The 22,175-nt window shown below is 50.8% G+C and carries 19 protein-coding genes; 13 read left to right on the top strand and 6 right to left on the bottom strand.

Annotated features, from left to right (window positions below; genetic code table 11):
• Window positions 1–100: 100 nt before the first annotated feature.
• The 9 genes from DXA74_RS10355 (at window position 101) to DXA74_RS10315 (ending at window position 8,360) form a co-directional block, all read left to right on the top strand.
• A complete protein-coding gene (locus DXA74_RS10355) occupies window positions 101–520 on the top strand; it encodes a SoxR reducing system RseC family protein (protein ID WP_118527319.1) in 420 nt (139 codons plus the stop codon).
• A gap of 7 nt (window positions 521–527) precedes the next feature.
• Window positions 528–1,457 carry a Fe-S cluster domain-containing protein gene (locus DXA74_RS10350; RefSeq protein ID WP_118527333.1) on the top strand — a complete coding sequence of 310 codons (930 nt, stop codon included), beginning with the start codon at window positions 528–530 and terminating at the stop codon, window positions 1,455–1,457.
• 12 nt (window positions 1,458–1,469) lie between these two features.
• The gene (gene rsxC / locus DXA74_RS10345; RefSeq protein WP_118527317.1) at window positions 1,470–2,816 is read left to right on the top strand and encodes an electron transport complex subunit RsxC; all 1,347 of its coding nucleotides are present in this window, start codon (window positions 1,470–1,472) and stop codon (window positions 2,814–2,816) included.
• Between the two features lie 4 nt (window positions 2,817–2,820).
• Entirely contained in the window at window positions 2,821–3,807 is a 987-nt protein-coding gene (locus tag DXA74_RS10340) for an RnfABCDGE type electron transport complex subunit D (protein ID WP_118527315.1), read from the top strand.
• Window positions 3,804–4,400 (top strand): RnfABCDGE type electron transport complex subunit G, encoded by a 597-nt coding sequence (locus DXA74_RS10335; protein ID WP_118527313.1) that lies wholly within the window; start codon window positions 3,804–3,806, stop codon window positions 4,398–4,400. The genes DXA74_RS10340 and DXA74_RS10335 overlap by 4 nt, the downstream gene beginning before the upstream one ends.
• A gap of 48 nt (window positions 4,401–4,448) precedes the next feature.
• Complete coding sequence (locus DXA74_RS10330; protein WP_118527311.1) at window positions 4,449–5,033, top strand: RnfABCDGE type electron transport complex subunit E; 585 nt, start codon at window positions 4,449–4,451, stop codon at window positions 5,031–5,033.
• A gap of 19 nt (window positions 5,034–5,052) precedes the next feature.
• Window positions 5,053–5,667, top strand: coding sequence for an electron transport complex protein RnfA (locus DXA74_RS10325; protein WP_118527309.1), 615 nt, complete (start codon window positions 5,053–5,055; stop codon window positions 5,665–5,667).
• 141 nt (window positions 5,668–5,808) lie between these two features.
• Window positions 5,809–6,843, top strand: a complete 1,035-nt coding sequence (gene galE / locus DXA74_RS10320; protein ID WP_118527307.1) for a UDP-glucose 4-epimerase GalE — start codon at window positions 5,809–5,811, stop codon at window positions 6,841–6,843.
• Between the two features lie 239 nt (window positions 6,844–7,082).
• Window positions 7,083–8,360 (top strand): mechanosensitive ion channel family protein, encoded by a 1,278-nt coding sequence (locus DXA74_RS10315; RefSeq protein ID WP_147401087.1) that lies wholly within the window; start codon window positions 7,083–7,085, stop codon window positions 8,358–8,360.
• A gap of 256 nt (window positions 8,361–8,616) precedes the next feature.
• Here DXA74_RS10315 and DXA74_RS10310 read toward each other — a convergent pair whose 3' ends face one another.
• From DXA74_RS10310 to DXA74_RS10290, 5 genes are read right to left on the bottom strand one after another with little or no spacing between them, the layout of a single operon-like run.
• Window positions 8,617–9,258, bottom strand: coding sequence for an MBL fold metallo-hydrolase (locus DXA74_RS10310; protein ID WP_118527303.1), 642 nt, complete (start codon window positions 9,256–9,258; stop codon window positions 8,617–8,619).
• Between the two features lie 15 nt (window positions 9,259–9,273).
• Window positions 9,274–9,894 (bottom strand): 16S rRNA (guanine(527)-N(7))-methyltransferase RsmG, encoded by a 621-nt coding sequence (gene rsmG / locus DXA74_RS10305; protein ID WP_118527301.1) that lies wholly within the window; start codon window positions 9,892–9,894, stop codon window positions 9,274–9,276.
• A complete protein-coding gene (locus tag DXA74_RS10300; RefSeq protein WP_118527299.1) occupies window positions 9,879–10,700 on the bottom strand; it encodes an RsiV family protein in 822 nt (273 codons plus the stop codon). The genes rsmG and DXA74_RS10300 overlap by 16 nt, the downstream gene beginning before the upstream one ends.
• A 4-nt stretch (window positions 10,701–10,704) precedes the next feature.
• A complete protein-coding gene (locus DXA74_RS10295) occupies window positions 10,705–11,988 on the bottom strand; it encodes a Na+/H+ antiporter NhaC family protein (protein ID WP_118527297.1) in 1,284 nt (427 codons plus the stop codon).
• A gap of 14 nt (window positions 11,989–12,002) precedes the next feature.
• Window positions 12,003–13,073 (bottom strand): LacI family DNA-binding transcriptional regulator, encoded by a 1,071-nt coding sequence (locus DXA74_RS10290; protein WP_118527295.1) that lies wholly within the window; start codon window positions 13,071–13,073, stop codon window positions 12,003–12,005.
• A 208-nt stretch (window positions 13,074–13,281) separates the two neighbouring features.
• Between DXA74_RS10290 and DXA74_RS10285 the strand changes: the two genes are divergently transcribed.
• From DXA74_RS10285 to DXA74_RS10270, 4 genes are read left to right on the top strand one after another with little or no spacing between them, the layout of a single operon-like run.
• Window positions 13,282–17,490 carry a DUF5113 domain-containing protein gene (locus DXA74_RS10285; RefSeq protein ID WP_118527293.1) on the top strand — a complete coding sequence of 1,403 codons (4,209 nt, stop codon included), beginning with the start codon at window positions 13,282–13,284 and terminating at the stop codon, window positions 17,488–17,490.
• Between the two features lie 6 nt (window positions 17,491–17,496).
• Window positions 17,497–18,219, top strand: coding sequence for a DUF5932 domain-containing protein (locus DXA74_RS10280; protein ID WP_118527291.1), 723 nt, complete (start codon window positions 17,497–17,499; stop codon window positions 18,217–18,219).
• On the top strand, window positions 18,209–18,826 hold the full coding sequence (locus DXA74_RS10275) for an AbgT family transporter (protein WP_158576057.1): 618 nt from the start codon (window positions 18,209–18,211) through the stop codon (window positions 18,824–18,826). The genes DXA74_RS10280 and DXA74_RS10275 overlap by 11 nt, the downstream gene beginning before the upstream one ends.
• 7 nt (window positions 18,827–18,833) lie before the next feature.
• Entirely contained in the window at window positions 18,834–21,161 is a 2,328-nt protein-coding gene (locus DXA74_RS10270; protein WP_118527287.1) for an ATP-dependent helicase, read from the top strand.
• A gap of 461 nt (window positions 21,162–21,622) precedes the next feature.
• Here the strand turns inward: DXA74_RS10270 and DXA74_RS10265 are convergent, their stop codons facing one another.
• Window positions 21,623–22,171, bottom strand: coding sequence for a cyclase family protein (locus tag DXA74_RS10265; protein ID WP_118527285.1), 549 nt, complete (start codon window positions 22,169–22,171; stop codon window positions 21,623–21,625).
• Window positions 22,172–22,175: the final 4 nt, after the last annotated feature.

Here is a 22,175-nt window from a genome sequence, read left to right as displayed (position 1 = left end):
GTTAAAAAAGTACAATCACCTGTCGTTTTAGGAAATCATTTTTTTTGTATTTCTAAATAAATGCTATTTTTGCATCAATTTGCAAACTTGAAATGACAAAATGAGCACAATCATAACACACAAAGGTAGAGTAAAACAGATTGACAATACCCGGATACAGGTGCAGATCATGCAGGCCTCGGCCTGTTCGGCCTGTGAAGCCAAGAGCCTCTGCCACTCTGCGGAGAGCAAGGAGAAAATGATTGAGGTGCATGCCGCCGACGCTGCCGACTTTGAAGTGGGGCAGGAAGTGATGCTGGTGGGCACCCTGTCGCAAGGGCTCAAGGCCGTGGTTTACGCCTATGTTATTCCCTTAATTCTGATGCTGGTGGTTTTATTCCTGTCCCTGCTTCGGGGGATGGACGAGGCGCTGGCAGCTCTGCTGTCTATTGGTGTGCTGATACCTTATTACCTTATTATATATCTGATGCGTTATCATTTGACCCGAAAATTTTCATTTACCCTTAAACATATAAACTAATAAAATGATGCATTTAATTTGGATTGCAGTATTGATTCTGGGAGCAGTGGGACTGGTTTCCGCACTGGTGCTCTTCGTGGCCTCCCGGAAATTTGCTGTTGAAGAAGATCCCCGAATTGGCGAGGTGAGCGAGGTGCTGCCTCAGGCCAACTGTGGTGGATGTGGTTATCCGGGCTGCTCGGGCTTTGCCGGTGCTTGTGTCAAGGCGGCAGACGCTGGAAGTCTGGATGGTATGCTTTGTCCCGTAGGCGGACAGCCGGTAATGGAGCGTGTAGCCTCTATTCTGGGCATGTCGGTAGCTGCCGCTGCGCCTAAGGTGGCTGTGGTGCGTTGCAACGGATCATGTGCCAACCGCCCGCGTGTGGTGAGCTACGACGGTGTGAAGAGCTGTCGTGCGGCCCTGATGACCGGAACCGGTGAGACCGCCTGTGCGTTCGGATGTCTGGGTTGTGGCGACTGTGTGGCTTCCTGCCAGTTTGGCGCCATTTCCATTAATCCCGAAACCGGACTGCCGGTAGTGGATGAAGAGAAGTGTACGGCCTGTGGCGCTTGTGCCAAGACCTGTCCGCGAAAGATCATCGAGCTTCGCCCGAAGGGACCGAAAGGACGCCGCATGGTGGTTACCTGCGTGAACCGTGACAAAGGCGCTGTGGCCAACAAGGTATGTCAGGCTTCTTGTATCGGTTGCGGCAAGTGTGTGAAGACTTGTCCGTTTGAGGCCATCACGCTGATGAACAATCTGGCTTACATCGACCCGGAGAAGTGCCGCCTCTGCCGCAAGTGCGAGGAAGCCTGTCCGAAGGGAGCCATCCACGCCATCAATTTCCCGCCGCGCAAACCGAAGGCTGAACCTGCGGCAGCGGCACCAGCGAGTGAGAAAACGGAACAGCCGGCGGCAGAAAAGACCGCAGCCCGTTCTAATGTTGAATCAAATTAATGGGGATAGACTGTGAAAACATTCAAGATAGGCGGGGTGCATCCCGCTGAAAACAAACTGACGGCCGAGGTGCCGTCACGGCCTGCTGCCATCCCGGCACAGGCGGTGTTCTCTATGTATCAGCACATCGGTTCACCGGCAAAACCGGTAGTGAAGAAAGGCGATGTGGTGAAAGTGGGAACTTTGCTGGCTGAGGCCGACGGATTCGTTTCCGCTCCGATTTACTCATCCGTATCGGGAACCGTATCCAAAGTAGACGCTATTGTCGATGCCAGCGGCTATCGCCGTCCGGCCATCATCGTTGATGTGCAGGGCGATGAGTGGGAAGAGGAAATCGACCGCTCAACTGATCTGGTCACTTTGGCCGACCGTCCGGAACTGACTTCTGAGGACATCGTGGCCCGCGTAAAGAAAGCCGGTATCGTCGGAATGGGTGGCGCCACCTTTCCGACCCACGTTAAATTGACTCCTCCTCCGGGCTCCAAGGCCGACTGTGTGGTGATCAATGGTGTGGAGTGTGAGCCTTATCTCACTGCCGACCACCGACTGATGCTCGAAAAGACCGACGAGGTGCTTGTCGGCATTTCGCTCATCATGAAGGCCGTGAAGGTAGAGAAAGCCTATGTGGGTATTGAGAATAACAAGCCCGATGCCATCGCCCGCATGCAGGAGAAGGCAGCCCGCTATCCGGGCATTGAGATCGTGCCGCTGAAAGTGAAGTATCCGCAGGGCGGTGAGAAGCAGCTGATTCAGGCTATTACCGGCCGCGAGGTTCCGCCTCCTCCGGGACTGCCTATTCAGGTAGGTGTGGTCGTACAGAATGTCGGTACCGCTTTTGCCATCTATGAGGCCGTGATGAAAAACAAACCGCTTGTGGAGCGCATGATCACCGTAACCGGTAAACCGTTGGCGCGTCCGGCCAATCTGTGGGCCCGTATCGGTACTCCGATGAAGGCGCTGATTGACGAATGCGGCGGTATGCCCGAGGATTGCGGCAAGGTGATCGGCGGCGGTCCGATGATGGGTAAGGCCCTGATGAATCTGGATGTGCCGGTGTGCAAGGGTTCTTCCGGCCTGTTGCTGATGAATGACAAGGAATCCCGCCGTGCAGCCATACAGCCCTGTATCCGCTGCGCCAAGTGTGTGGGTGCCTGTCCGATGGGACTGGAGCCTTATTTGCTGGCCACTGCTTCGGCCTTCAAGAAGTGGGATGTGGTCGAGGCAAACGACATCGTTTCCTGCATCGAATGCGGTTCCTGCCAGTTTACCTGCCCGTCCAACCGTCCGATGCTCGACAATATCAGAATAGGAAAATCAACTGTGATGGCGCTGATCAGAGCGCGTAATGCTAAAAAATAGAACAATGGCAAAGAAGTTAATAGTATCGCTGTCACCGCATGTGCATGGAGGCGACAGTGTTCAGCGAAATATGTATGGCGTATGCGTGGCTTTGATTCCCACCTTGCTCGCCTCATTAATCTTTTTCGGACTGGGAGCCGCAATCGTGTTGGTTACTTCCGTCCTCTCCTGTGTGTTCTTCGAGTGGGCCATTTCCCGCTTCCTGTTGCACAAGGAACAGCTCACCATTACCGACGGTTCAGCCGTACTGACCGGTCTGTTGTTGGGCTTCAACCTGCCGTCCAATCTGCCGGTATGGATCATCATTATCGGTGCGCTGGTAGCTATCGGTGTGGGTAAAATGACCTTCGGTGGCTTGGGATGCAACCCGTTCAACCCGGCGTTGGTGGGACGTGTATTCCTGCTGATTTCTTTCCCGGTGCAGATGACCACCTGGCCTTTGCCCGGACAGCTTACCTCTTATCTGGATGCACAGACCGGAGCCACTCCGCTGGCGGTGATGAAAGAAGCCGTGAAGACCGGTGACACCTCCGTGTTGGAAAAACTCCCGAATGCCTTTGACATGCTGCTGGGACAGATGGGAGGTTCCTTGGGCGAAGTCAGCGCTCTGGCCATTCTGATCGGTCTGGTGTATATGCTCATGCGCAAGATCATCACCTGGCATATCCCGGTTTCTATCCTGCTCACCGTATTGGTGCTGAGCGGTCTGCTGCACTTGTATAACCCGGCTTACGCCGATCCGGTGAATACGTTGCTTTCCGGTGGTCTGTTGTTGGGTGCCTGCTTCATGGCTACTGACTATGTCACCTCACCGATGACCCCGCGCGGACAGATCATTTATGGTATCGGTATCGGTGCCATCACCGTGATCATCCGTACCTTCGGAGCCTATCCGGAAGGTATGTCGTTTGCGATTCTGATTATGAACGCATTCACTCCGCTCATCAATACCTATAACAAACCAAAAAGATACGGGAGGGTTGCCAAATGAAAAAACTGAAATCTAATCTGGTAAATATGACGGTAGTGCTGACCGTTATCTCAGTGATTGCCGGCGGTGTGCTGGCCTATGTGAATCAGGTGACCCAAGGACCGATTGCCGCCATCAACGAGCAGAAGTTGCAGGACGGTATCAAACAGGTGATTCTGGGCACGACAGACGGTGAACTCAATGTGGAGCAGCCCGACACGCTCGACGGTGGTTATGTGCTTTACAAGACCGACAAGGGAACAGCCGTTATGGCCATTGAAAACGGTTTCGCAGGACCGATCTCTGTGTTGGTGGGCTTCGACGAGCAGGGTGCTGTCAAGGGATACACCATTCTGGCCACATCAGAGACTCCGGGTCTGGGTGTCAAGGCAGATACCTGGTTCCAGAAAGACGGTAAGGGAAGCATCATCGGCCGTAACCCGGGCGAGAAGGAACTGGTGGTTTCCAAGGATGGAGGAGATGTAGATGCCATTACGGCTTCGACCATTACCAGCCGTGCTTTCCTGAAAGCGGTGAACAATGCTTATCAAGTATATAAGAACAACGGACAGTGGACCGACACCAACAGCGGTGCTTCGCAGAAAGCACATTAATATATGTGGAAGGTTTATTGTTGAAACATACGGAAAAGGAGAATAAATATGAATAACTTTAAAGTTTTGATGAATGGCATCATCAAAGAGAATCCTACCTTTGTGTTGCTGCTCGGTATGTGTCCGACACTCGGAACTACCTCATCGGCTCTGAACGGTATGTCTATGGGACTGGCCACCACCTTTGTGCTGATCTGCTCCAACGTAGTCATCTCGCTCATCAAGAATCTGATTCCGGATACCGTGCGTATCCCGGCTTTCATTGTGGTGATTGCTTCGTTTGTGACTGCCTTGCAGATGATCATGCAGGCTTTTGCTCCCGATATCTATGCGTCTCTCGGTCTTTTCATCCCGCTGATTGTGGTGAACTGTATCATTCTGGGCCGTGCCGAGGCCTTTGCAAGCAAACACGGCGTGGTTCCGTCCTTCTTCGACGGTCTGGGTATGGGTCTTGGCTTTACGCTGGCACTGACTATTCTGGGTGCGATTCGCGAATTGCTGGGTACTGGCAAACTGTTCGGAATGACTTTGTGGGCCGAGGATTACGGAATGCTGATGTTCGTGCTGGCGCCGGGTGCATTCCTGGTTTTGGGTTATCTCATAGCCATTGTCAATAAGATAAGAAAGGTATAACCTCATCAAAAAAGTCATTATGGAATTATTCTATCAATACATTATCGTTTTTATCACAGCGATATTTGTCAATAACGTCGTTCTTTCCCAGATTCTGGGAATCTGTCCTTTCCTCGGTGTATCGAAGAAAGTAGACACCGCCCTGGGTATGTCGGCAGCCGTTGCCTTTGTGCTTGTACTGGCCACACTGGTGACCTTTGTATTGCAGAAATACGTGCTCGATCCCAATGACCTGGGTTATTTGCAGACCATCGCCTTCATTCTGGTGATTGCCGCTTTGGTACAGATGGTCGAGATTATTCTGAAGAAAGTATCTCCGGCCCTGTATCAGGCTCTGGGAGTTTTCCTTCCTCTTATCACGACCAACTGTGCGGTGCTGGGAGTTGCCATTCTGGTAATCCAGAAAGATTTCGACCTGCTGATGGGTGTCTGGTATGCCCTGAGCACTGCGCTCGGTTTCGGACTGGCATTGACTATCTTTGCCGGAATCCGCGAACAGCTGAGCATGATGCCGATTCCGAAGGGAATGCAGGGAATGAGTATCGCGCTGGTTACAGCCGGTCTGCTGGCAATGGCCTTTATGGGCTTCAGTGGAGTAGATAACGGACTCAAACTCCTGTTTCAGGTAGGCTGATCCGTCCGTTTAACAATAAAAAGGCCCGAAGAACGCTCTTCGGGCCTTTTTTCTGAAAAAATATTTTCATTTTTGAATGGCGGTATCATAAATAATGTCTATATTTGCTGTATAAAACATTAACAACAACATTTAACTGATATGAAAGAAACTATTTTGGTAACCGGTGGAACAGGTTTCATCGGCTCACACACGACAGTAGAACTTCAGGCTGCCGGATATGACGTAGTAATTGTAGATAACTTGTCAAACTCTCGCGAAGATGTATTGGATGGCATCGAGAAGATTTCTGGTATCCGTCCTGCTTTCGAGAAGATCGACTTGTGCGATTTCGAAGCTACTGAGAACGTGTTCAAGAAATATCCAAAAATCAGTGGTATCATTCACTTTGCAGCAAGCAAGGCTGTAGGTGAGAGTGTAGAGAAGCCTTTGAAATACTACCGCAACAACATCCTTTCATTGGTTAACTTGTTGGAGTTGATGCCTAAATATAACGTTAAGGGTATTATCTTCTCTTCTTCATGTACTGTTTACGGTCAGCCGGACGTATTGCCTGCAACTGAGGAAACTCCTATCAAGAAGGCTGAGAGCCCATACGGAAATACAAAACAGATCAACGAAGAGATCATTTACGATACAGTAAAGAGCGGTTCTCCTATCAAGGCTATCCTGTTGCGTTACTTCAACCCAATCGGTTCTCACCCATCTGCAATCATCGGTGAGATGCCAAACGGTGTTCCTCAGAACTTGATTCCTTATTTGACTCAGGCTGCTATGGGTATCCGCAAGGAGTTGAGCGTATTCGGTGACGACTACGATACTCCAGACGGATCTTGTATCCGCGACTACATCTACGTAGTAGACTTGGCTAAGGCTCACGTATGCGCTATGACTCGTATCATGGAAGATAAGACTACAGAGCCTGTTGAGGTTTACAACGTAGGTACCGGTAAGGGAACCAGCGTATTGGAGTTGATCCACGCCTTCGAGAAGGCTACCGGCGTGAAACTGCCTTATAAGATTGTAGGCCGTCGTCCGGGTGATATCGTTAAGGTATGGGGTAATGTAGACAAGGCCAACAAGGTGTTGGGCTGGAAGGCAGAAACTCCGCTGGAAGACGTATTGGCAACTGCATGGAAATGGCAGTGCGCTCTGCGTGAAAGAGGTATTATGTAATTCGATTACAATTTGTAATTAAGATATTCATTACGTTGAACACTTTATGTGTTCCTATGCAGAAGGTGTGATGCATTCTGAAGTATGTGAATATGACGGAGTGTTACTTATGAACTCATTCATAGACAGATCTTCTGTATTAGTGTTTTGTCGTGTTTTATTTTGTGTTTGTGTTGTTGCTATCCCCCGACGTGAGTCGGGGGATAGTCTTTTTGTAGGACTGTTTGATCATCGTGATTATGGATTTGATAGAGACTTTTTATAATGATATATTGGCAGCTCTCGGGCTGGACAAGATGGATGCGTTGGGCCGTCTGGCCTTTTACCGTTTGATGATTCTGCTTTTGAGTGCTTTGCTCATGTGGTTTGCCTTCTGGTTTTTCAAGCGGATTCTGAAGCCTGTGGTGAGCCGTATTGTGGAACACACTCAGGTGTCGTGGGATGATCATCTGTTTAATGAGAAGGTATTGAACACCACCTGCCACCTCATTCCTCCGATTGTGCTGTTCCTGATGGTACCGGTTATCTTTTATCCTTTCCCCGATATACGGATGCCGGAACAGGATGAGGCTTTCCGTCATTTCTGTTATGCCATGACCAAGATTTACATGGTGGCAGTGGTGATTCGCTGGTGTTTTGTGGTGCTCTCCAGCATCCGCCTGATTACCGACGAGATGCTCGACCACCGCAACAGTTATGTGTTGGGAGTGATTCAGCTGTTTAAGATTATCATTGGCTTTGTGGGTTTCATTATCATTGTGAGCATTCTGATCAACCGTTCGCCGGTGGCTCTGTTTGCCGGACTGGGTGCTGCGGCCACAATTCTGATGTTGGTGTTCAAGGACTCCATATTGGGACTGGTGGCCGGAGTGCAGCTTTCGTCCAACGATATGCTGCGCAAGGGGGATTGGATTACCGTGCCGCAGAGTGGAGCAGACGGTTATGTGGAGGAGATTTCCCTGTCTACGGTCAAGGTCCGCAATTTCGACAATACTATCACCACCATTCCACCTTATTCTTTGATCAGCCAGTCGTTTCAGAACTGGCGCGGAATGCAGACCAGCGACGGCCGTCGGGTGCGCCGTTCCCTGTTGATCGACACCACCACCATTCACCGTTGCAGCGAGCAGGAATGCCGCGAGATTGCTGCTACGGGACTGATTGATGTGGCGGCTTGTCCGGAGAACGAGCGTGTGAATCTGATTCTTTTCTGCCGGGCCATGGAATGCTTCTTGCGGAGCGAAAACGAGCTGGTGAATACGGATATGAAACTCATGGTGCGCCAGATGCCGGTTACGGCGCAGGGATTGCCCGTGGAGTTCTATTTCTTTCTGAGAGACAAGGAGTGGGTAACCTATGAACACAATATGAGCACGCTGATTGCCCGTATCATGACACTAGTGCCCCGTTTCGGACTGAAGCTTTACCAGGCTCCTTCGGGACGCGATTTGCTTGTCTTGAATGCGGCGAGAGAGGCGGAAAGCCAGCATGTTTCCGACGTGCCAAGCGGACGTTGAAAATGTTTTTTGAAAAAGATATTCCTGCGTCGTTCGGGATGGTTCAGGCAAGCAGGGAGGAGAGAATAAGAATGCCCGAAGGGGATTCGGAAAAACGCTCCCGACAAAATTTTCAATCCGTTTCGATGTTTTGAAAATTTCGTCCTGACGATTTTTTGATGCGATAAAAACAAGAATGAGGCATGTCCATGGCGGGCATGCCTCATTCTTGTATAGAAATACCGGGAAACTGTGTTCCGTTGGTCTATAATGACGATCAGAAGTAAGGATTGTTCTCCCGTTCGAAGCCTACGCTGGTCGGTTCGCCGTGACCAGAATAAACCTTCACGTCGGCGGGCAGTGTCATGATCTTGTTTCTCAGACTGCTCACCAGTTGCTCGTAATTGCCACCGGGGAAGTCCGTGCGACCGATGCTCATGCAGAAGAGCGAATCGCCCGAGAAGAGCACCTTCTCTTCGGCACAATAGAAGCAGATGCCGCCCGGAGTGTGTCCTGGTGTGTGAATCACCTGCAAGGTATGGCTTCCGAAGGTTACCTCATCCCCTTCGTTCAGCAAGCGGCCCAGCTCCGGCATGGGATGACGGTTGGCAGAGCCCAGAAACATTTGGCACTGTCCGTCCATATTGTTATAGAGCGCGGCATCCGCCGGATGGCATTCCGGCAGCACCTCATAACGGTTGGCAATGAATCCGCAGCCGAAGATGTGGTCAAAGTGCGTGTGCGTGTAAATCTGATGCACGGGGCGCAGTTGTTCCTCTTCGATATAAGAAGCGATGGCCTGCTCGTTGGCCGCATCATAAGCGCCGCAGTCGATGATGACTGCTTCGCGCGTTTCGTCGCTCACAATGTAGCAGTTCTCCGCCACCATATTGGTGACGATGCGTTTAACTTTCAGCATGTCGTTCAGCAGGTTTTAGAGTGAAACATAAACTACCTTCTTGGTCTCGAAAAACTCCTCGTGGAACACGTCGCTGAGTGATGAGATGGTCACGTGGTTCTTCATCGGCATGGTTTCCTTGTCCAACTCGCCACCCTTCAGACAGATCAGTCCGTTGGGCAGAGCGTTCTTCTGCTCCTTCTTGATGTTCTTGCGGATGATCTTGATGAGATCCATCAGTGGCATCACGGCACGGCTCACCACGAAGTCAAACTGCTGTTTTTCCTCCTCGGCGCGGCAGTGGCGGGTGGTGACATTTTCCAGTCCGAGTGCTTCGGCCACGGCGGTGCACACCTTGATCTTTTTGCCGATGCTGTCCACCAGATGGAACTTGCATTCCGGAAACATGATGGCCAACGGGATGCCCGGGAAACCGCCTCCCGTACCCAGGTCCATAATCTCGGTGCCCGGTTTGAAGCGGATGTAGTCTGCAATACCCAGAGAGTGCAGCACATGATGCTCGTACAGATTGTCAATGTCTTTTCGGGAAATGACATTGATTTTTGAGTTCCAGTCGTGATACAGTTCGTCGAGCATGCGGAACTGTTCGATCTGACGTTCGGTCAGGTTGGGGAAGTATTTTAAAATCTGCTCCATAAGTCTTTGGTTTTGTCCGTTAGAATGTTTTTAAGTTTCTTGTAAGAGAGGTGGATTTCCACCGGTCCGGCTTCGTAGGAGGCCAGTTCGTCGCGCTGGTAATAAAAGCAGATGCCCTCTTCCAGAAGCAGGAAGTTGTCGGTGGCATACATGTTGGTCAGCCGCAGGAATCCCTTTTGGCGGAGCTCTTCGAGCGACTTCACGTCCTGTTCCTCTTCCAGCTCCTGCAAGAGCAGTGCCTCCAGCTCGATGCGGCTGCCTTTCTTGAAGATGCTGTCTGCGGTGAGCAGGACTCCGCTGCGTGCGTCAAAATTCAGAAAAAGTTTCTCCTCATAGGGGGCAGAGCCTCCTTCGTGAAAACTATGCGTCACCTCATACTGAATCAGTTCCTTGCTGCCCGTAAGATGATGGGCCGCAATGGTCCGGCTGTATTCATACCAGGCTTTGGTCACCTGAGTCTTTTTCTCCTGACTGTACAGCTCCTGCAAATCCTCGCGGTAGCGCTTCAGATATTCTGTGGCAAACGAGTCGGCAGCAGCCTGCGGGGCCAGCGATACGCTCCGTTCATACATGCGTTGCATCACCGTGCGGTTGGCCGATCGGCCGATGGAATCCTGAGCGGTCAGATAATCCATCTCAATGCGTATGTGCCTCGAAGGTGCATCCGCATCGTTGTTCAGGCGTTCGGTCCGTTCGGTGCGGAACGTCTTGAATTCATGCTCCGGCGGGGGAGTCTCCTCCTTGCAGGCCGAAGCCATCAGAATGCTGCAAAGAGCCAGCGTTCCGATCAGCATGTTCTGTTTCATGATGTTATGAATATTTTTTCGGATACCGGAAGAGGATGCTCAGCAAGGCGCAGCCTCCCATCAGCATCGGATAGTACAGATACGGGATAATGTTTATCGGATTGATGCCCGCCAGTCCGGCCGCCATCAGCATCTGTGCTCCGTAGGGAATCAGTCCCTGGGCAAAGCAGGAGAAGGTGTCCAGAATGCTGGCACTCTTCCGCTTGTCCACTCCATAGCGCTCGGCGATGTCGTTGGCCAGAGGACCCACGGTGATGATGGCCACCGTATTGTTGGCCGTACACAAGTCCGTGAGGCTCACCAGAGCGGCGATGCTCAGCTCGGCACCCCGTTTGGAGTTCACCTTGCGGGTCAGCATGCGGATGGCATAGTCAATACCTCCGTTGTAACGGATCAGTTCCATCAGGCCGCCGGCCAGCATGGTGATGATGATCAGTTCGCCCATACCCAGGATTCCGCTTCCCATGGCGTCGAACCAGGAATACAAGTCATAGTTGCCGTTGGCAAAACCTACGATACCCGCCAGTACGATGCCCGAGGTGAGCACTAGCATCACATTCAGTCCCATCACGGCTGTGACGAGCACCACCAGATAAGGGATTACCTTGAAAAAGTTCACTTCCGGAATGTGCTGCGGCGAATTGATCTGTGCGCCCATGATGAAATACAGAATCAGGGCGATGACCGCTGCCGGTACCACAATCTGGGAGTTCACCCTGAATTTGTCCTTCATTTCGCATCCCTGCGTGCGGGTGGCCAGAATGGTTGTGTCCGAGATAAACGACAGGTTATCCCCGAAATAGGCACCGCCCACTACGATGGCCACAATCATGGGCAGGTCGGCTCCCGTCTTGGCCGCAATACCGGCAGCAATCGGTGTCAGAGCCACGATGGTGCCCACTGACGTTCCTACCGAAAGCGAGATAAAGCATGAGGCGATGAAGATACCCGCCAGCAGCAGGTTGTCGGGCAACAGATGCAGGGCCAGATTTACGGTGGCGTCGATGGCACCCATGTTTTTTGCCGAAGTGGCAAAGGCGCCGGCCAGAATGAAAATCCAGATCATGAGCATCATGTTCGGATGTCCCGCTCCCTTGGAGAAAATCTTCACGCGTTCTTCCAGTTTCTCGCCGGTGGTGATGGCCACACCGTAGATACAGGCAATCAGAAAGGCTACTACGATGGGCACTTTATAGAAGTCGTTGGCAATGATGCTGGTCACCAGATAGGTGAGCAACAGCACGATGATGGGGCTCAAGGCCCATATTCCTTTTTTGTGATGATGCATAGCAGAATGTTCTATTAATAAGTGGTTTTGGCATTTTTCAGATAAAAGTCACAGTTCTCGGCTGTTAGCAGCTCAATCGGCATGAAGTTCGTGCGCTTGATTTCCTTCTTCAGCACGATGTGGTGAAACAGTGCATCCACACAGCCGTAGCCTTGCTGCCAGGGATGTTGCGCAATCAGGAAGCGGATGATGCCCTGTTTCAGGAAATTCACGTTCGGGTCGAGCATGTCGTATCCCATCATGTGCCAGTCCGTGATGCCCTTTTCCTGAATAAACCGGGCCACGACGTGCGTGTGAGAACAGAAGGTACACACGAAATGCACTTCGGGATGCTTCTCCCGAAAGTCGTTCAGCACTTCATGAGCATTGGGATCCTTGGGACTGATGCTCAGTTCGTGAATCACACTGCCCGGATGGTTCTTGTGGATGAATTCCCGGAATCCTACTTCTCGGTTGTATTGCTGAAGCGAAGGGATGTCGAAATGCACAATCAGGAATTCCTTTTCCGGAGCCGCTTCGAGCACACTCATGCGGGCGGCAAAACGTCCGCTCATCAGCGAGTCCTGACCGTAGAAGGTCAGCGCATCCAAGTCATGGATGTTGGAGTCGAGAAACGTGAAGGGGATGTTGTTCTCCTTCAGGTGCTGACAGAAGTTATATGTGATGGCCGAAAGCTGCGGGGCCAGGATGACTCCGTCGGGCTGTCGGTCCAGAATCTCTTTCAGTCCTTTGTTGTAAGATTCGGGCGAGAAGATGTTGTAATACAGTTCCTCTAGAGAAAGATTGAAGTCCCGATAATTCTGAATGGCATCTTGCAGCCCCTGAGACACTTCGCCCCAGTACGGCTCCAGTTCCGGAGAAGGGATAAAGGCCACAAACCGGTAGTCCTTGTTCGATGCCAGAGCGCTTGCATAGCGGTTGGGTTCGTAATCCAGTTCCTTCAAGGCCTGTTCGACCCGTTTGCGCACTTCTTCCGAAACATTGGGTCGTCCGTGCAGCACACGGTCTACCGAACCGATAGAAGTTCCGGCCTTTTCGGCAATGTCTTTGATCCTTATTTTGCTTGTGGATTTGTTTTTATTCATTCTGAAAAAACGGCAAAAATGTTATCTTGAAAAAAATCTTTTGCGAAAATACAACTTTTTTATCATAAAAACCCTCTTTCTTTTATATATTTTGCACTTTACCTCAAATCTGTATGATTTTGGTTGACTGATATTTGCGCGCTTCTTGCTGTTTATTATGCTCTTCTTTGTGTGATAATTGATAAAAAAACTGTAATTTTGTGTGCGTATGGGGGATTGTCAGCACACATATCTGTCGTGGTGGACAAAGGCTTTGGTCTTTGTCTCCTTTTTCTGTGTCCTTTTTGTGGGCATATCGTGTCAAAGCAGTTCGGCCGAGGCCGACCGCAGAGAAGTGGATACCCTGAATCATCAGGCTTATCTCTGGCGCTATAAGAATCTGGATTCTTCCTTTCATTATGCCCGACAGGCCGAGCAACAGGCTCTTGCCTGCGGCTATGGACTGACGCGGGCTTTGCTGAACCAGGCTTACGTTTATTATTTCCGCATGAATTTTACGGAGGTGGAAAGTTTGGTTTTGCAGATATATGCGCATTGCAGCAATCAGATAGAGCTTCTGGATGCCGATGTACTGATGATGCGGGTTTGCCAGCGCACCTCGCGTAACCAGATGTTTTATACCTACCGCAACCGTGCTTTGGACCGGATTAACCGTATCAATGAAGAGTTTGACGATCTGAGTGAATCAGAACGCACGCAGGCCACACATACCATCGTCGGTTATCATCTTTCTGCCGCTTATTACTATTATAATATGGAACTGATGAGCCAGGCTTCGGAAGAACTGGCCAAAATCCGCGAAGAAGATATTGAAGATGATGTGCCTTTGCACCTGCGTTACATGTATCTGGTGGGGTATACCGGTTCCAATCTGGGAGTGGAAAGCCGGGAAATCCTTTTGCGTAAGTTTGACGTGCTCTTCAAGGCTTTTGCCACTTCACGCTATTACGGATACACTTATCTGGAGGCCTATGCCAGCTGGTCCATGTCTTTAATCTTCATCAACACATACTACCGTAAAATTTTGCGCGAAGAGCGTCCCGGATGGTACGATTACCTCTATACCCAGTTCATGGGGTGGTATGATCCGGCCGACAGCGATGACGGCCGACTGGCCATACTTCTGGCCGAAAAGGCTCTGAATTCTTTCCGCGATTACGGCTATCAGTATATGGTCGTTACCGTATATCAGACTTTGGGCTTCTTCTATATCGCCAACAAAAACTATGAGCAGGCCGAAGAATGTCTGCATGCGGCGATGGACCAGATCAACAAGTATCACCAGCCCTATTTCGAGCAGTTGCACATTTCGCCTTTGCAGATGTATACACCGGGTACTACCAGTCCCGAGGACCAGCGCTGGCTGTTGGACGAAGACAAGTATACCGTGCCCGAGTGGATTGCCAAGGAGCGCGAACACCTCAGTGTGCTTTATACCGTGCTCGGCAATAGCGAGGCGGTGGCCTATAACCGGAATACCTATCTGGACATTCTCGAAGTGATTCGTCAGGACCGCGAAATGGAGAGCAAGTACAAGGAACTGGAGGGGCAGACCCGTTCGCTGAACGCTCTGCTCATGTTCGTCCTGCTGTTTGTTCCTATTTTCCTGGTGGCCTTTTTCGTCTTTTTCCGATTGTGGACTCTGCGTTCGCGCCGGCAGACCGAGGCCTTGCGCCATACTTTGGACTTTTGCGATTCCTTTGCCAACCCCGAGGCTGTGCGTCAGGAACTAGTGGAAGGATCAAAGTGGAATAAGTTTGAAGACAAAATCGTGCAGCAGGTGTTTCATGCCTTTTCGCTTTGGGCCCAGAATGTTTTGGACAAACTGAAGAATCTGGATGAGGAGTTTCAGCTGATTCGCGACGAACAGTTTATGTTGGAGCACCGTATTGCGCAAAACAAGCGTAAGAATATCAGCAAGCGCGCCAAGGTGAATCTGATCTATTCTGTATTTCCTTTGATAGACCGCCTGCTCAATGAAATCCAGAAATACCGTAAGGAAGGAGATTCCGGTTCCAAGAGACTGGAGTATGCCGTGGAACTTACAGACCGGATTAATCTCTACAACGAGATTCTGGCGCAGTGGATTATCATGAGCCGCGGCGAACTGAGCCTGCATATTGAGAATTTCGCCTTGCAGGATTTGTTGCAGGTGCTGAAGAAGAACCAGTACACCTTCCAGCGAAAAGGAGTGGAACTGCAAGTGGCGGATACAGAACTTTGGGTGAAAGCCGACAAGGCGCTGACGCTGTTTATGATGAATACACTGATGGATAATGCGCGTAAGTTTACCGACCGAGGCGGAAAGGTCTCCGTTGAGGTGGGTGAGGGAGACCAATATGTAGAGATTGCCGTGCGCGATACGGGTGAAGGTATGTCGGCCGAAGACGTGAAGACGATTCTGGAGAATAAGGTCTACGACAGCAGCCGTATCGGAAACAATCATCAGGACAGCCGCAAGGGGCATGGCTTTGGCTTGATGAACTGCAAGGGAATCATTGAGAAATACCGGAAAACCAACCCGATATTCCAGGTTTGTCTGTTCCAGATTGAAAGTGAACTGGGGCATGGAAGCCGTTTCTATTTCCGTCTTCCGAAGGGAATCAAGCGGGCCTTCCTGTTGCTCCTGCTGCTTCTGCCGCTGGGAACGATACGTGCCGCATCTACGGCGGTGGCCAACGAACGGCAGGGAGCCCGGGGCACCCAGAACCTTTCGGTGTGTATCGACCCCGAAATTCAGAAGGCTACAGCCTGGGCCGATTCGCTGTATTTTGCCAACAACGAACATGCTTATGAAAAGGCCATGCTCTTTTCGGATTCGGCTTTTGCCTGTATCAACCGCTTCTATAAGCGCCGCTATCCGAAAAGCAAGGAAAGGCTTTACTCCTATAAACCTGAGTTCATTTCCGTACCGTTGGAAGTGAAGTGGTGCCAGCAGCGTATACCTATGGATTATGCCCTGCTTCTGGGGTTAAGAAACGAAACCGCCATTGCTGCCATGAATCTTCACGACTGGGCACGTTATTACTATAATAACCGGGTATACACCCAGTTGTATAAAATTCTGGGTCAGGACACCTCTCTGGCAGAGTACTGCTCTATGTTGGAAGTGTCGCAGAACAACATCAAGACCAGCATTGTGCTTTTGATCTTTGCATCGTTTGTGGCTATGGTCGGGTTCTATATCCTTTACTTCCGCAAGCGTATAGCCTTCCAGCTGAACATGCAGCAGATAACGGAAGTAAACAAAGCCCTCTTCGACCGTTTCCAGGATGTGCATCAGGAGGAGATGCCCGAAAAGATGCAGGAGATGCTCGATTTGCTGTGGCATGGTTTCAATGAGATTCATCAGGTGCGGGGCGTGCGTCTGCTGCTTTTGCGCGATGACCAGTCGGAACTGATACGGATCACCAGCGGTGAGGTGCCCGACGTCTTTCTGGTTGATGAGCTGATGGAGCGCGTGGTGCACACGCTGGAGCCTTTGGAGCGGGTATCGGGACTCTGTGCCTATCCGCTTTATGTCCGTCCCGATGAAGGAAGCTACAAGGCAATCGGTTCCGTGCTGCTCAACGTCGACAAGACCAGTTTGCAGGATTCGGACATGCTGCTCGATAACTTTATCATCCGTTGTTTCTCCATCATCCTCTATCAGAAAGTCATTCTGGTGAGTCGGGAATATGAGAATATTGAGATGGCCCGCGATGAGCGCGACCGCGTGCGTTATGAAGAAGATGCACTTTATGTGCAGAATCAGATATTGGACAATTGTCTTTCTTCCATCAAGCATGAGTCCATGTACTATCCGAGCCGTATCCGGCAGGTGTTGCAGAAGTTGCAGACCACCGATGATCCGGCGGAAAGACAGGCTATGGCGGCCAATCTGGATGAGCTGATCGTATTTTACCGTTCTATTTATACCACACTGTTCCAGCAGGCCAAGCGGCAGCTCAACGCCATTATATTCCGGCGTCGGGATTTCAAAGCCTCCGAGTTGCTGACTCAGGCAGCCCAGCTGTTTACCAAGATGTGTGCCAAGCGCCGTATTGATGCCCGGATGGAGATACTGGACGATCCCTGTGAGATTCGCGGTGACGAAGAGATGCTGCTCTTTTTGCTGGAGAATCTGTTCCGCGCGGCTTTGGACCGCAAGGAGCAGTTGCCGGGAACGGTGTTCCTGCTGATCCTTCAGTCAGAAGGTGACTTTGCGCGCTTCAGTCTGGAAGATCCGCGCGATATCTACACGCAGGAAGAACTGGAAGAACTGTTTATGCCCGAAGGAGGAGGAATACCATACCTCATCTGCAAGCAGATCATTCGGGAGCATGATACCTATATGAACTTCTGCGGATGCCGTATCAATGCAGAAAAGACTACCGACGGTGCCCGCATCTGGTTTACGATACCCAAAAAGAATTAAAGAAGCATGAAACCTTTTAAAGTAATTATTGTTGAGGATGTAAAATTAGAGCTGAAGGGAACGGAAGAAATCTTCCGGACCGAGATCCCTGAGGCGGAAGTGGTGGGTACGGCCATGAACGAGGCCGATTTCTGGACACTCATAGAAAAGCAGGTACCCGATTTGCTGTTGCTTGACCTGGGATTGGGCGGGTCTACCACCATCGGAGTGGACATCTGCCGGCAGGTGCGCCGGAAATATCCCGATTTACATATTCTGATCTTTACGGGCGAGGTGCTTAACGAGCGCCTGTGGATTGACGCTTTGGCTGCCGGTACCGACGGCATTATTCTCAAAAGCGGTGAGCTGCTTACGAAGAATGATGTGCGTCAGGTGATGGACGGCCGCCGGTATGTATTCAACCAACCCATTCTGGAGAAGATTGTGGAGCGTTTCCGTCAGGCCGTTCTGAACGACAACAAGCGCCAGGATGCGGTGATTGACTATGATATTGATGAATACGACGAGCGCTTCCTGCGTCACTTGGCGCTGGGCTACACCAAGGAGGCCATTACCAATCTGAAGGGAATGCCTTTCGGAGTGAAGAGTCTGGAGAAGCGTCAGAACGATCTTATCAACCGTCTGTTCCCGTCGGGCGACCGCATGGGAGTGAATGCCACTCGCCTGGTGGTCCGTGCTTTGGAACTGGGTATTCTCGATCTGGATAAACTCGAAGCTGATGATGAATAAAGTCGCCAATTTTGTCCTGCTGGTCGAAGTGTTGTTGCATATCCTGCTGGTCATTTCCTCTTTGGTCCTTTCTTCGGCCGGCTATCCGGTGAACAACATTCTTTCGTCCGAGGGACTTCGGTGGTCTTTCCTGAACGCCGTGTCGAATGTCTTGCACGAGCCGTTGATCTATCTCATCGGCTTTTTCCTGAGCTGGGGAGCCTTCAAGCGTTCGGGGCTGGACAAAGCTCTGTTGCGCCTTTGCATAGGCATGCGCGGCGTGCCTCTTTCCTTCCGGCAGCGGCGTGCCTTGTGGTTTGCCTTGCTGCTCACCCTGCTGTTTGTGCTTCTGCTGCTTGTGCTGGTGCTCTTTCCGCAGGGCATTCTGGTGAGTGTCACCGGCCGGGTATTTCCGTCCCCTTTCAGTGTGGGACTGGTGCCTACCTGTATGGTGGCTCTGGTGCTGGTGTCCGTAACCTATGGTGTAATCGGCAATACCCTGCGCACCTTTCACGAAGTGGTGCAGTCCATTTATTGCGGCTTGGGCGAATATGCAGGCTGGATTCTGGTGTACCTGCTGGGAGCACAGTCCTATGCCTGTCTGATGTATATCTTTCCAAACCTTTAGAATCAAGATGACCAATTTTTTGAACGACTTGAACAGCAGCCAGCGAGAGGCTGTAACCTATATCGACGGTCCGAGTCTGGTGATTGCCGGAGCCGGATCGGGCAAGACGCGTGTGCTGACCTGCAAGATAGCCTATCTGCTGCAGCAGGGCTGGCATCCCAGTTCCATTCTGGCGCTGACCTTTACCAACAAGGCCGCCCGTGAGATGCGCGAGCGTATTGCCACCCTGGTAGAACCCGAACTGGCCGCCCGTCTGTGGATGGGCACTTTCCATTCCGTGTTCTACCGTATTCTGCGAACCGAGGCCGAGGCTATAGGCTTCAAGCCCTCGTTTACCATTTACGACACCAGCGACAGCAAATCCCTCATTAAGAATATTCTGAAGGACAAGGCGCTGGATGAGAAACAATACAAGCCCTCGTCGGTGCTGGCCGTGATTTCGCGTGCCAAGAACCGTTTGGTGCGCCCCGAAGACTATGTCCGTTCTACGCAATGTCTGCGGGCCGATGCGGCGATGAACATGCCTCGGGTGGCAGAGGTTTATCAGGAGTATTGCGACCGCTGCCGCCAGTCGAACGTGATGGACTTTGATGACCTGCTGTTGTATACCTATCTTCTGTTCCGCGACCATCCCGATATCTGCGAGCGATACCGCAACCGTTTTGCTTATCTGCTTGTAGACGAGTATCAGGATACGAACTACGCCCAGCATGCCATCATCTGGCAATTGGCCGGAGGACATCAGCATATCTGTGTGGTGGGCGATGACGCACAGAGTATCTACAGTTTCCGTGGGGCGGAGATTGAGAACATTCTGGGCTTTACGAAGCAATACGAGCAGGCACGTATCTTCAAACTGGAGCAGAACTATCGTTCCACTCAGGTGATTGTCAATGCCGCCAACAGTCTGATCAAGCACAACCGTCGTCAGATAGCGAAGGATGTGTACAGCATGAATGAACACGGCGAGCCCGTGCAGGTGATCAGTGCCTACAGCGATCTGGAAGAAGGCGAGCTGGTAGCCGCCCGTATCAGTCAGCTGGTGCGCAGCCGTGAGATGAACTATTCCGATTTTGCCATTCTCTATCGTACCAACGCGCAGAGCCGTATCTTTGAGGAGGCTTTCCGCAAGAATGGAATGCCATACCGCATCTATGGCGGTCTGTCGTTCTATCAGCGCAAGGAAATCAAGGACATCATCGCCTATTTCCGGGTGCTGGTCAATCCCGATGATGAGGAAGCCATGAAGCGCATCATCAACTACCCGGCGCGCGGTATCGGGCAGACCACTCTGGAGAAAGTGCGCCGTGCAGCCCGTGAGGCTGAAGTGAGCCTGTGGGAAGTGCTTTGCAACCTGTCCGATTACCTGCCTTCACTGACCAAGGGTACGGCCGGCAAACTGCTGGCTTTCCGGGGCTTTATTGAAAGCTATCAGGAACGAGTGAAGCGGGAAAACGCTTATGTGCTGGCCGAAAGCATGATTAAGGAGAGCGGTATTGCCCGCGAACTGACACGCTCTATGGACCCTGAAGACCTGGCCCGCCGCGAAAATGTGGAAGAGTTGCTCAACGGTATGCAGGCTTTTGTGGAGCAACGCTTGGAAGAAGGCTCGTCAAACTATCTGTTAGCCGACTTTTTACAGGAAGTTTCTTTGATGAGCGACACGGAAGAGGACGATGAAGAAGGCGATGACAAGATTACGCTGATGACGGTTCATGCCGCCAAGGGACTGGAGTTTCGTGTGGTGTTTGTCGTGGGACTGGAAGAGAATCTTTTCCCCTCTGCCTTGTCTTTGGAGAGCCCCCGCGAGATGGAAGAAGAGCGCCGCCTGTTCTATGTGGCTCTGACGCGTGCCGAGGAACTCTGTTTCCTTTCCTATGCCGGCAACCGTTACCGTTACGGCAAGATGGAGTTCTCCAACCCCAGTCGTTTTCTGTATGAGATTGATCCCGTCTGTGTGAAAGGATTGAGTGGGGGAGGCGCCCGCTACCGTCGGGAAACAGACGATACCGATTCCCGTCCGCTGGCTTCTGTCAGTCGGGTGGTGCCTAAGGCCAGTCTGTTGCGCCCGGTCACCCGCATGCGTCCTGTTACTCCAGCTGCATCCGTATCGTCGGCTTCATCTGCCGTTTCACCGGCTTCGGCATCTGCTGCTTCGTCGGGTGATGCGGGAGGCTTGCGTGTGGGGCAGACCATCGAGCACGAGCGTTTCGGTCGGGGAACGATACAGGCCATCGAAGGCAGTGGCGAGAATCTCAAGGCTACGGTGGCTTTCAGTTCCATGGGCACGAAGCAACTGCTTCTGAAATTCGCCCGATTCAAAGTGGTAGATTAAAAGGTGTAAACGCTTATATTTTGTTTGGATTTTGCCATTCTGGCAAACAAACGCTTTTTCTTAGAATGTGATTATAGCGGATGTTCCGCATAAATATGCAGCAGAATTTGGACATTATTCCGTATATATGCAGCCGATATGCAGAAAAAGGCTTGTCGGCTGTTTCTATTCACCGTGGTGCTTTTTCCTATTCATTACGATAATCCGGAGAAAGCACCACGGTGTTTTTTATTTTCCATCGGAAGGAAGTAAAAAAGTTCTCCTTTTCCCGTTGCTTTTTAACAGATTGCTTCCGGATGGATTGCCCGCGAATACTAAAGGATTTTACTTTACTTGTTGAGAGATAGCGCATTATGTTTCAAATGCTTCTTTGAGATTTTCATTTTTCAGTTCAGCTCACTCCTTGCCCGTAAAAAACGGGCTTCTTGCCGAATGGAAATATCATTTTGACAAAATGATATTTATTTCCGATAAAGTTCGCAGGGTTTCCCGGTTGATGGATGGCTGATATTTATTCTGATGAGAAGTTCTATTTCTGTTTCATCTTTTAGACTGCTGAAATCGGCATTTTCGATAACGTGACATCCGCATTCTTCACATTGTTTGTCAAAGGCTATATGTTTTGCTCCTTTTTCAGCTATTCCATGAGAATCCAGAATAATAAATACCGGTTTTTTATTCAATATTTCTTTTAAAACCTCATCTGTAAGTGAGGTATCTTTCTGAAAATATTCTTCAGAGCCATACTCGTTTTTCTCCAAGTTTCCGGTATGCAGGATGAGAGCCTTGTTTTTCAGTGCAGGCAAGTCTTGTATGTCTTTGCAGTGAGGCATTCCGCTTCGGCAGTCAAGAACGATGGCGGAAAGAAGATATTCTTTTTGTTCCGGTACAGTTGTATAGCAGTCCAGATGAGTGCCGACATGCCCTTTTGCCCCTATCTTGTCTGCTTGTGTATTAGCCCATTGTATAGCCGGTGAGTTTTCGTTTAAGGTCAGATGAAATTGATTCATGTTT

Origin of the sequence: Bacteroides sp. OF04-15BH (assembly GCF_003477995.1) — a bacterium.
GTDB lineage: Bacteria > Bacteroidota > Bacteroidia > Bacteroidales > Bacteroidaceae > Paraprevotella.
Note: the sequence above shows the minus strand (reverse complement) of the source record. Positions and strands in the feature narration are given on the sequence as shown.

Coding starts and splice junctions, on each gene's coding strand:
- DXA74_RS10310 (WP_118527303.1), bottom strand. CDS start 9,258: ATGCTGAAAGTTAAACGCATCGTCACCAATATGGTGGCGGAGAACTGC.
- DXA74_RS10325 (WP_118527309.1), top strand. CDS start 5,053: ATGGAATTATTCTATCAATACATTATCGTTTTTATCACAGCGATATTT.
- DXA74_RS10280 (WP_118527291.1), top strand. CDS start 17,497: ATGAAACCTTTTAAAGTAATTATTGTTGAGGATGTAAAATTAGAGCTG.
- DXA74_RS10340 (WP_118527315.1), top strand. CDS start 2,821: ATGGCAAAGAAGTTAATAGTATCGCTGTCACCGCATGTGCATGGAGGC.
- DXA74_RS10300 (WP_118527299.1), bottom strand. CDS start 10,700: ATGAAACAGAACATGCTGATCGGAACGCTGGCTCTTTGCAGCATTCTG.
- DXA74_RS10330 (WP_118527311.1), top strand. CDS start 4,449: ATGAATAACTTTAAAGTTTTGATGAATGGCATCATCAAAGAGAATCCT.
- DXA74_RS10355 (WP_118527319.1), top strand. CDS start 101: ATGAGCACAATCATAACACACAAAGGTAGAGTAAAACAGATTGACAAT.
- DXA74_RS10295 (WP_118527297.1), bottom strand. CDS start 11,988: ATGCATCATCACAAAAAAGGAATATGGGCCTTGAGCCCCATCATCGTG.
- rsmG (WP_118527301.1), bottom strand. CDS start 9,894: ATGGAGCAGATTTTAAAATACTTCCCCAACCTGACCGAACGTCAGATC.
- DXA74_RS10285 (WP_118527293.1), top strand. CDS start 13,282: ATGGGGGATTGTCAGCACACATATCTGTCGTGGTGGACAAAGGCTTTG.
- DXA74_RS10270 (WP_118527287.1), top strand. CDS start 18,834: ATGACCAATTTTTTGAACGACTTGAACAGCAGCCAGCGAGAGGCTGTA.
- DXA74_RS10315 (WP_147401087.1), top strand. CDS start 7,083: ATGGATTTGATAGAGACTTTTTATAATGATATATTGGCAGCTCTCGGG.
- DXA74_RS10275 (WP_158576057.1), top strand. CDS start 18,209: ATGATGAATAAAGTCGCCAATTTTGTCCTGCTGGTCGAAGTGTTGTTG.
- DXA74_RS10265 (WP_118527285.1), bottom strand. CDS start 22,171: ATGAATCAATTTCATCTGACCTTAAACGAAAACTCACCGGCTATACAA.
- galE (WP_118527307.1), top strand. CDS start 5,809: ATGAAAGAAACTATTTTGGTAACCGGTGGAACAGGTTTCATCGGCTCA.
- DXA74_RS10335 (WP_118527313.1), top strand. CDS start 3,804: ATGAAAAAACTGAAATCTAATCTGGTAAATATGACGGTAGTGCTGACC.
- DXA74_RS10350 (WP_118527333.1), top strand. CDS start 528: ATGCATTTAATTTGGATTGCAGTATTGATTCTGGGAGCAGTGGGACTG.
- DXA74_RS10290 (WP_118527295.1), bottom strand. CDS start 13,073: ATGAATAAAAACAAATCCACAAGCAAAATAAGGATCAAAGACATTGCC.